At 53.6% G+C, this 13414-nt stretch carries 15 protein-coding genes; 8 read left to right on the top strand and 7 right to left on the bottom strand.

The window, feature by feature from the left end:
- Window positions 1-262: 262 nt before the first annotated feature.
- The gene (gene soxR, locus D5066_RS16705; protein ID WP_119916568.1) at window positions 263-721 is read right to left on the bottom strand and encodes a redox-sensitive transcriptional activator SoxR; all 459 of its coding nucleotides are present in this window, start codon (window positions 719-721) and stop codon (window positions 263-265) included.
- A 98-nt stretch (window positions 722-819) separates the two neighbouring features.
- Here soxR and soxS point away from each other — a divergent pair, with 98 nt between their 5' ends.
- A complete protein-coding gene (soxS, locus tag D5066_RS16700; RefSeq protein ID WP_013095071.1) occupies window positions 820-1146 on the top strand; it encodes a superoxide response transcriptional regulator SoxS in 327 nt (108 codons plus the stop codon).
- 6 nt (window positions 1147-1152) lie between these two features.
- Here soxS and pdeC read toward each other — a convergent pair whose 3' ends face one another.
- Window positions 1153-2718: a cyclic di-3',5'-guanosine monophosphate phosphodiesterase PdeC gene (gene pdeC, locus D5066_RS16695; protein WP_119916567.1), complete on the bottom strand. Its 1566-nt coding sequence runs from the start codon at window positions 2716-2718 to the stop codon at window positions 1153-1155.
- A 623-nt stretch (window positions 2719-3341) separates the two neighbouring features.
- On the opposite strand from pdeC, the gene D5066_RS16690 reads away from it, so the two are divergent.
- Window positions 3342-3623: a YjcB family protein gene (locus D5066_RS16690; RefSeq protein WP_008503385.1), complete on the top strand. Its 282-nt coding sequence runs from the start codon at window positions 3342-3344 to the stop codon at window positions 3621-3623.
- A 60-nt stretch (window positions 3624-3683) separates the two neighbouring features.
- Here D5066_RS16690 and ssb1 read toward each other — a convergent pair whose 3' ends face one another.
- Window positions 3684-4214, bottom strand: a complete 531-nt coding sequence (ssb1, locus tag D5066_RS16685; RefSeq protein ID WP_006810470.1) for a single-stranded DNA-binding protein SSB1 — start codon at window positions 4212-4214, stop codon at window positions 3684-3686.
- Between the two features lie 251 nt (window positions 4215-4465).
- On the opposite strand from ssb1, the gene uvrA reads away from it, so the two are divergent.
- On the top strand, window positions 4466-7288 hold the full coding sequence (gene uvrA / locus D5066_RS16675) for an excinuclease ABC subunit UvrA (RefSeq protein WP_045328845.1): 2823 nt from the start codon (window positions 4466-4468) through the stop codon (window positions 7286-7288).
- Between the two features lie 3 nt (window positions 7289-7291).
- On the opposite strand, the gene D5066_RS16670 is transcribed toward uvrA, so the two are convergent.
- The 4 genes from D5066_RS16670 to tyrB all read right to left on the bottom strand — a co-directional run bounded on the left by D5066_RS16670 (window position 7292) and on the right by tyrB (window position 10301).
- Window positions 7292-7645, bottom strand: coding sequence for an MmcQ/YjbR family DNA-binding protein (locus tag D5066_RS16670; protein WP_014882150.1), 354 nt, complete (start codon window positions 7643-7645; stop codon window positions 7292-7294).
- 2 nt (window positions 7646-7647) lie between these two features.
- Window positions 7648-8064: a secondary thiamine-phosphate synthase enzyme YjbQ gene (locus tag D5066_RS16665; RefSeq protein ID WP_119916566.1), complete on the bottom strand. Its 417-nt coding sequence runs from the start codon at window positions 8062-8064 to the stop codon at window positions 7648-7650.
- 112 nt (window positions 8065-8176) lie between these two features.
- A complete protein-coding gene (gene aphA, locus D5066_RS16660) occupies window positions 8177-8890 on the bottom strand; it encodes an acid phosphatase AphA (RefSeq protein ID WP_119916565.1) in 714 nt (237 codons plus the stop codon).
- A gap of 217 nt (window positions 8891-9107) precedes the next feature.
- Window positions 9108-10301 (bottom strand): aromatic amino acid transaminase, encoded by a 1194-nt coding sequence (gene tyrB / locus D5066_RS16655; RefSeq protein WP_119916564.1) that lies wholly within the window; start codon window positions 10299-10301, stop codon window positions 9108-9110.
- A gap of 206 nt (window positions 10302-10507) precedes the next feature.
- Between tyrB and D5066_RS16650 the strand changes: the two genes are divergently transcribed.
- The 5 genes from D5066_RS16650 (at window position 10508) to D5066_RS16630 (ending at window position 13237) form a co-directional block, all read left to right on the top strand.
- Entirely contained in the window at window positions 10508-11065 is a 558-nt protein-coding gene (locus D5066_RS16650; RefSeq protein WP_023334176.1) for a DUF2589 domain-containing protein, read from the top strand.
- Window positions 11066-11139: 74 nt separating this feature from the next.
- On the top strand, window positions 11140-11730 hold the full coding sequence (locus tag D5066_RS16645; RefSeq protein WP_119916563.1) for a DUF2589 domain-containing protein: 591 nt from the start codon (window positions 11140-11142) through the stop codon (window positions 11728-11730).
- Window positions 11730-12179, top strand: coding sequence for a lysozyme (locus D5066_RS16640; RefSeq protein WP_119916562.1), 450 nt, complete (start codon window positions 11730-11732; stop codon window positions 12177-12179). The genes D5066_RS16645 and D5066_RS16640 overlap by 1 nt, the downstream gene beginning before the upstream one ends.
- A gap of 14 nt (window positions 12180-12193) precedes the next feature.
- The gene (locus D5066_RS16635; RefSeq protein ID WP_080329969.1) at window positions 12194-12676 is read left to right on the top strand and encodes a ribonuclease domain-containing protein; all 483 of its coding nucleotides are present in this window, start codon (window positions 12194-12196) and stop codon (window positions 12674-12676) included.
- Between the two features lie 24 nt (window positions 12677-12700).
- Window positions 12701-13237, top strand: a complete 537-nt coding sequence (locus tag D5066_RS16630) for a hypothetical protein (protein WP_133300916.1) — start codon at window positions 12701-12703, stop codon at window positions 13235-13237.
- The last annotated feature ends 177 nt before the right edge of the window (window positions 13238-13414 follow it).

The raw sequence follows: 13414 nt of genomic DNA, 5'->3' as shown, positions 1-13414 counted from the left end.
ATTTCGCCGAAAAAACGGTGGGCGCGGCTGGCGAAAAGACGGGTTCTGCATAGAATTAAAGTGTCAGCACAATCCGGAACCTCACCAACCAGCTCGACACGAGGGGTGCTGATGTCGGGGGAAACCCTCCCGTGAACCAGCGGGATAGAGAGAAAGACAAAGACCGGGAAAAACTAAAGCGCCCTTTGTGGCGCTTTAGTTCTTTATTGTGCTTTTTGCCGGATGGCGGCTGCACCTTACCCGGCAAACAGGCCGCACGGACTCAATCCTCTTCCAGCAATCGCGCCCCCGTCCCCTGAGCACCCAACCTGTCGCCGGGGTTACGCAACGGGCAGTCGCTACGGGACAGGCAGCCGCAGCCGATGCACCCGTCCAGCTCATCACGCAGCGCCACCAGCGTGTGGATACGCCTGTCCAGCTCTTCACGCCACTGGGACGACAGCTCTTTCCACTCTTTCGGGCTCAGCGTATGCCCTTCCGGCAACACGCCGAATGCCTCGCCAATCGTCGCCAGGGGAATGCCGATGCGTTGCGCAATTTTGATAATCGCCACGTAGCGGAGCACGTCACGGGTATAGCGGCGCTGGTTACCGCCGTTACGGATGCTTTTAATTAACCCTTTGCTTTCATAGAAGTGGAGCGCCGATACCGCAACACCGCTTCGCTTAGCCACTTCACCGGGGGTTAAAAGCGCTTTAATGCGCGGCAATCTCTTTTCCATAAAACCTCTTTACCTCAAGTTAACTTGAGGAATTATACTCCCCCGCAGAGAAAACGACGAATCAACCGAGAAAGTTGTATCTACAGAGGGGCAACCTTATGTCGCATCAGCAAATTATTCAGACACTTATTGAATGGATTGATGAACATATCGACCAACCGTTGAACATTGATGTGGTCGCCAAAAAGTCGGGCTATTCGAAATGGTATTTACAGAGAATGTTCCGCACCGTTATGCATCAGACGCTGGGGGAGTACATTCGTCAGCGCAGGCTGCTGCTGGCGGCACAGGCGTTACGCTCAACGCAGCGGCCGATTTTTGATATCGCGATGGATCTTGGCTACGTCTCGCAACAAACCTTTTCTCGCGTGTTTCGCCGCGAGTTTGACCGCACGCCGAGCGATTACCGCCACCAGTTGAATTAAAGCGTATCAGTGCAAAGGTTGCTGCTGCCAGGTCATAAATTCCTGGGGCGGCATCGCTTTCGCGAAGTGCCATCCCTGACAGAACTGTACTCCGCGCTTCAACAACCAGCTCACCTGCTCGGCCGTTTCCACCCCTTCCGCGATGGTTTTAAGCCGCAGGCTTTGCGCCATCTCGATAATATGCTCGGCGATCAGGTGGCTGGTACTGTTCGTCGTTAAGGTATCGATAAACGATTTATCGATTTTCAGAATATCCACGTTCAGCGAGTAGAGGTTGTGCAGGTTTGAGTAACCGGTCCCGAAATCATCGATCACCACTTCATAACCCGCCTGACGGAAAGCCTGAATCACCGGCGTGGTTTTTGGCACATCGATAAAGCCGCGTTCCGTCACTTCAATTTTAATTTGCTGGGCGCGTACGGCGTAGTGCCGGGCCTTGTCAGAAATCATGGCGATCAGCCGCGAGGAGTGGAAGTCCGTGGCCGACAGGTTAATCGAAATATAAAGATGCGGATGCGCCGCCAGGAAATGGCCCAGATCGCTGAACACCTCCTCAACGACGTAATCCGTAATGCGCTCGCTCATTCCCTCTTTTTCCGCCAGCGGAATAAACTCAGCCGGGCTCATTACCTGCCCGTTGAAACCAGGCCAGCGCAACAGCGCCTCAGCCCCCACGCACTGGTTATTCTTGATATCGATAATCGGCTGATAGTGCACACAAAGCTGGCGCTTGTTCAGCGCCCGGTGCAGTAACCGCCCCGGCGAATTAAGTTCACGATGAGTGCGGGACCACACCAGCAAAATAATAATGCTGCAGATCATGCCCAACGGCAGCGTCAACGTCGCCTGGTGATAGAGCGTTTCATAAAACCGTTTATCTGATGTCGACACGATAGCGGCAATAGGCCGTTTTGCTGATTTTACGACAGTATAAAAGCGGTTATCTTTTTGAAATACCGATTCCTTATCCCGAATCATCGAGTTTAATAAAGAAACATTGGCTTTCTGGCTGAAGGAAAAGAAGGCATTCGTTACCGTGTCGTACACGCCCCATGCGAGGGAATGATCGGTAGACATCACTTCACTGTAAGAAAGCGGATTGACCACCACAACATAATTTCCACGCTGCATATACGTCATTTTATAGCCAGTATAAAATGGCGTATCGCGAAAATAATAGATAGCAACGTCAGGTTTACGCGTGTAATTAGCGACGGGAATAGCGTAGGGTTGTTCCGGTGTAAAAACGGTCGAACAAAGAAAATTCTGACCTTCAGCATAAATTAAATCGGCAACAAACAGGCGGCCACGAACAACGTTCAACATATATTGACGGTGCCCTGGCGTACAACGTTCACCCTGATATTTTTCTGCCTCGTCCCGGGCCAGCTCAACCTGTTGAATTACCAGTTCTGTTTTGTCTAAGGCCAGTTCAGCAAAGGTACGTAGCTGAGCGCTCGTTTCCGACACGGCTCGTAGCTGGGCAAACCATAGGGCAAGCATCACCGGCAGCATAACTACCATGATGATCCCTACCACCCTGAGCATTTTGCGCCGCGCGCTACGATTCATTTCCCGCCCTATATCCCTGCATGTTGTACGCCTGTAGTAATGAAGGCCGGATGCTTTGTTAAACAGGTGATTACGTTGCATGAATCATGCGAAGTTAGCAACTGACTTTTAGTATTAAAAATCTTAAATTTCGTTATGACGATAATATTTTCCCGTAAGCTAAACTGTAAGTATTCGTTCCGTTTCAATTAAGGAAAATATTTATCCAGCGCGCATGGGAGGTTTGAAGAGAACACAACAGAGGATCGCTGATTAAGCCAAACTTCTGGCGGCGTGAAAAAAGTACAACGTCAACATGGCAGTTTATCCTATTTATTCGGGTATATTTTGTTCATTGATTTATAAATAATCAGCCCGCATTGGACTATTTTCATGATAAGAATAACGCCTCTTCTATAAAAACGATGTATCCAGCTCGTCCCTTTCTCTCCCGCTGACCTCATCGCTTGCCCGGTGAGGAGGCCAGTCCGCCCTGCACACGCTTTTTTCCGGGTAATAAAATCCCCCTTTTTGGCCGGACAGACACTGGCGAATAAATCAACAAATGTGATATAGTTCACACATATTGTGTAACGAGAAACACCGTTTCATTTAGTTCGTCTGTTTTGTTGAGGATAGGTTTTATGGCAACCATTACTACCAGCATGGTTCTTCTTCGATGGCCTTTGTTGAGTGCGGTTTTGATGTTTTTAGCCAGCACGCTGAACATTCAATTTCGTAAGTCTGACTACGCTGGCCTTGCGGTGATCAGCACCCTGCTTGGGCTGGGCGCAGCCTGCTGGTTCGCGACGGGCCTGCTTGGCATTACCCTGCTGGATATTGCCGCCGTTTGGGAAAATATTAAAGTGGTGATGGTGGAAGCCATGAGCCACACGCCACCAGACTGGCCGATGGTGATTACCTGATCCCTCTATCAATAAAAAAACCCAGACGATGTCTGGGTTTTTTGTTTTCGCATCCGTGGATCAGAATGGAATGTCGTCGTCGAAGTCCATTGGCGGTTCGTTAGACGGCGCCGGAGCAGACTGCTGCTGTGGACGAGACTGCGCGCCGCCGCTGAACTGGTTGCCGCCCTGCGGCTGCTGAGGCTGACCCCAACCACCCTGCTGCTGGTTCTGACCACCGCCAGCCGGTGCGCCACCGCCCTGACGGCCACCCAGCATCTGCATGGTGCCGCCCACGTTCACCACCACTTCCGTGGTGTATTTTTCCTGACCGGATTGATCGGTCCATTTGCGGGTACGCAGCTGGCCTTCGATATAGACCTGAGAACCTTTACGCAGATACTCACCGGCCACTTCGGCCAGTTTGCCAAACAGCACAACGCGGTGCCATTCGGTCTGCTCTTTCATCTCACCGGTCGCTTTATCACGCCAGGATTCGGAAGTAGCCAGCGTAATGTTGGCAACTGCGCCACCACTCGGCATGTAGCGTACTTCCGGGTCCTGGCCCAGATTACCGACGAGAATCACCTTGTTTACGCCTCTGCTGGCCATGTTCGTGTCTCCTGAATACGTTTCTTAATAGTGTAAACGCGCGAGTGTACCATTTCCATGCTGCACTTTGATAGTTGCGTAGCACGTTCCAGAGTTCTCCCGCGAACTCGACATTGTTACACAGTGAATCAGAAAATGCATTCCAATACTGTATATTCAAACAGGTTAAATTGTGTCATAATTAGCCGTTTCTGACAGCCGTTTGTCCTTCAAACAAACCAGGCAATCCGTGTTCCAACCGGGAAAGGTGAATGGATAAGATCGAAGTTCGGGGCGCCCGCACCCACAATCTCAAGAATATCAACCTCATAATCCCTCGCGACAAACTCATCGTCGTGACCGGGCTTTCGGGGTCTGGCAAATCCTCACTGGCTTTCGACACTTTGTATGCCGAAGGACAGCGTCGTTACGTTGAATCACTCTCTGCGTACGCGCGTCAATTCCTGTCGCTGATGGAAAAACCGGATGTCGACCACATTGAAGGGTTATCCCCTGCTATCTCTATTGAGCAGAAGTCTACCTCGCATAACCCGCGCTCCACGGTCGGTACGATTACCGAAATTCACGACTACCTGCGTCTGCTGTATGCGCGCGTGGGCGAGCCGCGCTGCCCGGACCACGACGTCCCGCTGGCGGCCCAGACCGTGAGCCAGATGGTGGATAACGTGCTGTCGCAGCCGGAAGGCAAGCGCCTGATGCTGCTCGCGCCGATCATCAAAGAGCGTAAAGGCGAGCACACCAAAACGCTGGAGAACCTGGCAAGCCAGGGCTATATCCGCGCCCGTATCGATGGTGAAGTGTGTGACCTGTCGGATCCGCCAAAGCTTGAGCTGCAGAAGAAGCACACCATCGAAGTGGTGATTGACCGCTTTAAGGTACGTGACGATCTCGCTACGCGTCTGGCGGAATCTTTTGAAACCGCGCTGGAACTCTCCGGCGGCACGGCCGTGGTCTCCGACATGGATGACCCGAAAGCGGAAGAGCTGCTCTTCTCCGCCAACTTCGCCTGCCCGATTTGCGGCTACAGCATGCGCGAGCTGGAACCGCGCCTGTTCTCATTCAACAACCCGGCGGGCGCGTGCCCGACGTGTGATGGCCTGGGCGTACAGCAGTATTTCGACCCGGACCGCGTGATCCAGAACCCGGAACTGTCGCTCGCGGGCGGGGCCATTCGCGGCTGGGACAAGCGTAACTTCTACTACTTCCAGATGCTGAAATCGCTGGCGGAGCACTACAAGTTCGACGTTGAAGCGCCGTGGGCGAGCCTGAGCCCGAACGTGCACAAAGTGATCCTGTTCGGTTCCGGCAAAGAGAACATCGAGTTCAAGTACATGAACGATCGCGGCGATACCTCCGTGCGTCGCCACCCGTTCGAAGGGGTGCTGCACAATATGGAGCGCCGCTACAAAGAGACCGAATCCAGCGCGGTGCGCGAAGAGCTGGCGAAGTTCATCAGCAACCGTTCCTGCGCCACCTGTGAGGGCACGCGTCTGCGCCGTGAAGCGCGTCACGTGTTTGTTGAAAACACGGCGCTGCCGACCATCTCAGACATGAGCATCGGCCACGCGATGGACTTCTTCAACAACCTGAAGCTTTCCGGCCAGCGCGCAAAAATCGCCGAAAAAGTGCTGAAAGAGATCGGTGACCGCCTGAAGTTTCTGGTGAACGTCGGCCTGAACTACCTGACGCTTTCCCGCTCGGCGGAAACGCTCTCCGGCGGTGAAGCCCAGCGTATCCGTCTGGCGAGCCAGATTGGTGCCGGCCTGGTCGGCGTGATGTACGTGCTGGATGAACCCTCTATCGGCCTGCACCAGCGCGATAACGAACGCCTGCTCGGGACGCTGGTTCACCTGCGCAATCTCGGCAACACGGTGATCGTGGTTGAGCACGACGAAGATGCGATCCGCGCGGCTGACCACGTGATCGACATCGGTCCTGGCGCGGGCGTACACGGCGGCCAGGTGGTCGCAGAAGGGACGTTAAAAGACATCATGGCGGTGCCTGAATCGCTGACCGGCCAGTACATGAGCGGCAAGCGCAAAATTGAAGTGCCGAAACAGCGGGTAGCGGCAGATCCAGAAAAAGTGCTGAAGCTGACCGGCGCGCGCGGCAACAACCTGAAGGACGTCACCCTGACGTTGCCGGTTGGCCTGTTTACCTGCATCACCGGCGTGTCTGGTTCCGGTAAATCGACGCTGATCAACGATACGCTGTTCCCGATTGCGCAGACGGCGCTGAACGGCGCGACGCTGGCTGAACCTGCGCCGTACCGCGACATTCAGGGGCTGGAACATTTCGATAAGGTTATCGACATCGACCAGAGTCCGATTGGCCGTACGCCGCGCTCTAACCCGGCGACCTATACTGGCGTCTTTACGCCCGTGCGTGAACTGTTCGCCGGCGTACCGGAAGCGCGTTCGCGCGGGTATACGCCAGGACGTTTCAGCTTTAACGTGCGCGGTGGCCGCTGTGAAGCGTGCCAGGGCGATGGCGTGATCAAGGTTGAGATGCACTTCCTGCCGGATATCTACGTGCCGTGCGACCAGTGCAAAGGCAAGCGCTATAACCGCGAAACGCTGGAGATCAAGTACAAAGGCAAGACCATCCACGAAGTGCTGGACATGACCATCGAAGAGGCGCGCGAGTTCTTTGACGCCGTCCCTGCGCTGGCGCGTAAGCTACAAACGCTGATGGACGTGGGTCTGACCTATATTCGTCTGGGGCAGTCAGCGACAACGCTGTCCGGCGGTGAAGCACAGCGCGTGAAGCTGGCGCGTGAGCTATCCAAACGCGGAACCGGCCAGACGCTCTATATTCTGGATGAGCCGACCACCGGCCTGCACTTTGCGGATATCCAGCAGCTGCTCGACGTCCTGCACCAGCTGCGCGATCAGGGCAACACGATTGTAGTCATCGAACATAACCTGGACGTGATTAAAACCGCGGACTGGATTGTCGATCTCGGCCCGGAAGGCGGCAGCGGCGGCGGTGAAATCCTCGTCTCCGGTACGCCAGAGACCGTTGCAGAGTGCGAAGCCTCGCACACCGCGCGCTTCCTTAAACCGTTGCTGTAATCGTTACACGGAGAGTTGCTGTCGGGTTGCTTCCGGCAGCAGCTCTACCGCCTGCTTATAAGATGCATCCACCAGATAGTAAATTTGCGAGCCTGGCAGCGAACCATCCAGATAAACGGTGCTCCAGTGCGCCTTATTGAGGTGCTTGCTCGGCCTCACATCATCATGCTGCTGACGTAACAGATCCGCCAGTTCCGGGCTGGTTTTCAGCGACGCCGCCGGGCGCCCCTCCACCTCTTTTACCATCGCAAACAGTACGTCTCCCACTTTAATCTGCGTGGCTTTCCAGTCGCTATGGACGCTCTGCTCCGCGCCAGGTTTGCTCATGCAGTACTGAAGTAGCTCCGAAATTGTCATCTTTATTCCCCTTGTAGCGTTGCGATAATTTTACGCGAACCACCGTGAATGCGATGTTCTCCCAGCCAGATCCCTTGCCACGTTCCCAGCATTAGCCGCCCGTTATGAACCGGCAGCATCAGCGATACGCCCAGCAGAGAAGATTTGATATGTGAAGGCATATCATCTGCCCCTTCATAATCGTGCTCGTAGGGGGCATTGTCCGGAACCGTCTTCAGGAAATGGTGTTCCATATCAGACCGGACGGTGGGATCGCAATTTTCATTAAGCGTGAGAGAAGCCGATGTATGCTGAAGCAGCAGATGCAGCAAACCCGTTTTGACGCGCGACAGGTCGCGGAGTTGCCCGACGACTTCGTCCGTCACCAGGTGAAATCCGCGCGGTTTCGCGCTTAAGGTCAGGGTCTGTTGATACCACATGAGCTGCTCCGTTCTGAAAGATGAATCTTTCTAAGTGTGCAGCAAGAAGGCGAAAGGTAAAACCCGCAGCGGCGGATTTGATCAAAAAAGAATCAAAGCCGCCGTTCATGAACTAATACTCGGAGTTAACGATCACCTCTTCGCCAAATTTTCCGGCCATTGGCAGCGGTCGATAGGTCGAGTTAGAGGCGCGTAATACCCTGATCCCTCTGACGCCCACATCCTGTGCGGCAGTGATGTCGTTATCCGAATCACCGTAGAACACTTTGATATTTTTCTGTTCCAGCCACTGGGTTTTGGTGTTTTGCCCTTCTTTGTCACCCGCAAAAATCACCGGATTCATGCTGGTCGCCGGGATCTGGAAATCGTCCTGCAGCGTTTTAGAGACGGTTTCGGTTTTGGTCTGGCTACGCCCGGTGACGAAATAAATGCTGTCGCCGCGCTTAACGTGCATGGCGATCAGCGCGCGGGCTACCTCTTTCGGAATGCTGAACTCATCCCAGCCGTTATTCATTTTTTCCCAGAACTCCGGGTTCTTCAGATACGCTTCGCTGTCCGGGGAGTACGTTTTCTTACCGCGCCAGAAACCAGGGCTTGAGAACAACACGGTATCGTCAATGTCGAAGCCCACGGCCATTGGCGGACGGCCCATCAGGCTGTTTTCGATTTGTGCCACAGAGACCCAGTGAATAGGTGCCTGCTCGGCAAGGATGGCGGCAGTGGTGCCGGTGTAAAGCGGCGTCGGTGCGGAAGCTCGCGCAACGACGGCATCGTTAAGCGAGAACAATAAGCAGGCGGCGCTGAGCGCCAGTGTGATCTTGCGCATATTTTCCCCTGAATATTCAGTTTGTTATCGTTTTATTTTGAGTGAATGGTCAAAAAACTATCCGACCATAACCCCGGCGGGAGGGGAAGGAAAGGAGTTTTTACTTATCAAGCTGAATAAAAAGAAGACGATCACATAATGCCGGGCATCCTGTTTGTGCGGCCTGATGCCCTCACCCCGGCCCTCTCCCACGGGGAGAGGTAGGGTAAGTAAGTACTTACATTACTGCAGCAAACGCCTGCGCCACGCGCTGAACGTTGCTGGCATTCAGGCCCGCTACGCACATACGCCCGCTTGCGATCAGGTAGACGCCGAACTCTTCGCGCAGACGATTGACCTGTGCCGCGCTCAGTCCGGTATAGCTGAACATTCCGCGCTGCTTGAGCAGATAGTCGAAGTTATGTCCCGGCACGGCCTCTTTCAGCACGTTCACCAGCTCCTGACGCATAGAAAGAATGCGCTTACGCATCGCTTCCACTTCGGCAAGCCAGGACGCTTTCAGCTGTTCGTCACCGAGTACCGTCGCCACCACCTGCGCACCAAAGTTTGGCGGGCTGGAGTAGATACGGCGCACTGTCGCCTTAAGCTGGCCAAGCACGCGACCTGCCGCTTCGGCATCCTCACATACCACGGACAGACCGCCAACGCGCTCGCCGTACAGTGAGAAGATTTTCGAGAAGGAGTTGCTGACCAGCGCTGGCAGCCCGGCGCTGGCAACGGCGCGGATGGCGTAAGCATCGTCTTCCATGCCCGCGCCAAAGCCCTGATAGGCGATGTCGAGGAACGGGATCAGGTTACGGGCCTTCAGCACCTCGATCACCGCATCCCACTGGGCATGGGTGAGGTCCGCACCGGTCGGGTTATGGCAGCACGGGTGCAGCAATACGATGCTGCGCGCCGGGAGCGTGTTCAGTTTTTCCAGCAGCGCTTCGACGCGCACGCCGTTAGTTTCGCTGTCGAACCACGGATAGGTTTCAACCCTGAAGCCTGCACCCTCGAAAATCGCAACGTGGTTTTCCCACGTCGGGTCGCTGACCCATACGCCGGAATCCGGGAAGTACTTTTTCAGGAAGTCAGCCCCCACCTTCAGCGCACCCGAGCCGCCCAGCGTCTGGATGGTCGCCACGCGTTTTTGCGCAAGTACTGCATGATCGGCACCAAATAACAGCGGTGCGATGGTGTTGCGGTAGGTGTTTAGCCCTTCCATCGGCAGATAAAGAGAAGCACCGTGCGGGACAGCGTTAAGGCGCGCTTCGGCTTCGGCCACGGCTTTTAATTGAGGAATGATGCCATCCTCGTTGTAATACAGGCCAATGCTGAGGTTCACTTTGTCGCTGCGAGGATCGTCTTTGAAACGCTCCATTAAGGAGAGAATAGGGTCGCCGGCATAGGCGTCAACTTTCTGAAACACGCGATGGTTCTCCGGAATTCGATGAGGCAGGAATTTCAACAATAAACCGGAACATCACGCAACACCACCCCTTAAGATTATCCTGCGATCGGCATAGGTTTTTTGCACCTGCTCGCCATGACATTTACCCAATATTTTCACCCTCCGGCTTTCCGTAATGTGACTCCTGCGCAACCGCGCATTCACTGATTCAAGGAGTTCACATCATGGATTCACAATTTATTGGTTCAGTCATTAACGCCCTGCCGCTGGAGCATATGATCGGCGGTCCGCTGCAGGCGATGATCAAAGCACAGGTTCAGGCGAGCAAGGCCTATACCGATTTCCTGCTCTCCGTCTGTATTAAAGACGGCAAAGCCGTCGCGATCGAGTTCGACTACGACGAAACCGTGGTAGACGAACAGGGGGTCAATAAAGGCAGCGTGACCCGCAAGATGAGTATTCCCCTTCTTGCGGCGGTCACCCACCCTATCATCTGTATCGAAGACGGCACCATCGACTTTGAGCTGGAAGTGAGCCAAAGCGAGGCCAGCTCAAGCAGCACCGAAGCGGAAGCCTCCGTGGAGGCATCGGTCGGCTGGGGCGTCTTTAAAGCGAAAATGACCGGCAAAGTCTCGCATAAATCTGAGCAGACCCGTTCAACGGATACCCGCGCGAAATACTCCATCCATACGCAGATTAAACGCCAGGAGCCACCTGAGGCTCTGCAGCGCGTCATTGATTATCTGACCAACGCCAAGACCAAACCTGTCGCCGCGCAATAACGTTCACGCCGCGACAGAAGTGCGATTCCGTAACGCAGGGGCTGCCTGGGGTGGCCCTTTTTCAGGAGCGAATTATGTCTTTTAAAACATGGCTGCGCGGCGGCAAGGATGAAGAGCCGGAAAACAAGGCGGAAGGAACGTCACCGCCGGTGCAGGACAATACGCCCCCGCCGCCGGCGGATATCCCCGGCATGCCGATCTCGCTGGAAGATATCACGCGCGGGATGCAATACGCGGCTACTGCGGCCAACGAACTGATTGCTCAGCAGTATATGAAAGCGCTGGATCCCTTTTTTGAACCCGCTGAAGACGGGTCATTGATTCCGCGCACCGTGCAGCTGGCGCTTGATGAGAAACACTATTTTGACCTGCCCTTAGTCGCGCTTTCAACACCACGCGGGCTGATGCTGGAAAAGATGAAGGTCAACCTGACCATCCGCACGGAGGGTATGCAGGCACCTTCCCGCCAGTCCGGTGAAAACGAATTTGGCCGCTTTCACGTCACCCTTTCGCCTTCAAGCGATAACAAAGGTGGGCGTGACAGCCGCCACGTGGATGTGGAGATGCAATTTACCGCGCTTGCGCCACCGGAAAGCGTCATGCGTTTGATTGATGAGTACACCAACAAAGTGATTCCCCGCCCGAAAACAGAGGAGACGCCGTAATGCAAAAACAACCAGAACGTACAGGTGAAAAAGGCATTCAGCTTATTTGCCAGTTTGAAGGGCTGAAGCTGGAACGCTATCGCGATGCCGTGGGATTGTGGACCATCGGCTATGGCCATTTAATCCTCAAAGAGGAGATGGAAAAGCTCACCAAAATCACTACCGGTGAAGCGAAAGATCTGCTTCGCAAAGATCTGAAACGCACGGAAGGTGGCGTGAAAAAGCTGCTGAACCAGCCAGCAACGCAGTCGCAATTCGACGCGCTGGTCTCATTCGCCTTTAACCTCGGCGTTGGCAATTTAAAAAAATCAACGCTGCTCAAAAAATTCAACGCGGGCGATATCCAGGGCGCCGCACTGCAGTTCAAAAGCTGGAATAAGGCGGGCGGTAAAGTGCTGGCTGGTCTGACGCGTCGTCGCGACGCCGAAATGAAATTATTTCTTAGTTAAATCTGGAGGTTAACATGACGTTATCTGTGACATTTAAAAAAGTCGTTTTCTTTGCATCATTGCTGACCGTTATGCAGGCCAGTGCAGCGTTGCCCACCTGCGAAAACGAGATTAAGGACGTTAACACCTTCCTTTCTCAGCAGGGTGCCGCCCGAATAAACGATGTGGATGACCTGGCAAAAACATTGCGCAGCCTGACACAAACCGGGCACCTGCCGGCGCGATATATCACCAGTAATGAAGCGAAGCGCCTGGGCTGGTCGGGTAGTGAAACAGAAACACTGTGGGGTCTAAAACCTACCAATAACAAATGGATCGGCGGGGATAACTATATCAGCCCGAAACTCCCCTCAGCGCAATCCTGGCTAAGTGCCGATATAGATGTTTTTAAAGGATACCGGAGTCCCAAACGACTGATCTATACCCTTTCCGGGCCACAGCGCTATATCACTACCGATAAATATCAGCACTTAGTGGAAGTGAATTCCTGCCAATAATCCATACGTTAACAGCGGAGAAGCATGATGGAGCTGAAAACAGAATGCCTTCCTGCAGGCGTGCTCGGCTTTAAGGCCTGCAAATTTAAAGCAAAAGAGTGGGATCCAACGAAATATCGTAAAGAAACAAAAAATGCTGAGGAGTGGTCTGGGTTTTATGTTGGCAGTACGGAAACCCTGACGCTCGGCTATATGCCGGATTGCACAGACAAGCAGGGGAATGGGACGGCCTACCTGAATATCGTGAACATTAATACCCCCGCTCGTATTATTATCTGTCACGATGAAAGGTTTAAATCCCCAACGCAAGACAAACCTGCATTATTAAAAGAGCTTAAAGAAGCGCTGCGCAGAATGGAAATTCCTGTTGCGGATAGCGATTTATTAATGCCCACGTTGGCCCGCTATCGTTTCTACTTCAAATGTTATAACAATGAAGACAGTAACGATATGGAAATTATTATCCCGAATGATCTGGTTGATAACATTACGCTACAAAGCTATAAGCAGCAAAACTTCATAAACGGGGTCGGCCAGGCACTTGTCAATTATGGCAAATAGGCTTCGCGGCCAGGCTTGTACTGAACACAAGACCCTCCTTTGAGGGTCTTGTTATCAATGAGGAAATAAATATGCATGCTTCCATTCCTCCGGCATTAATTAGCGCGTCACTCCTGGCCCTTGCAGGATTATTCGGTGGTGTAAGTATCTCTTTTTTCTAGCAACCGCAGCGCTTAC

The sequence above is a fragment of the Enterobacter chuandaensis genome, assembly GCF_003594915.1.
Lineage (GTDB): Bacteria > Pseudomonadota > Gammaproteobacteria > Enterobacterales > Enterobacteriaceae > Enterobacter > Enterobacter chuandaensis.
This window is presented reverse-complemented; position numbering and strand designations above follow the sequence as displayed.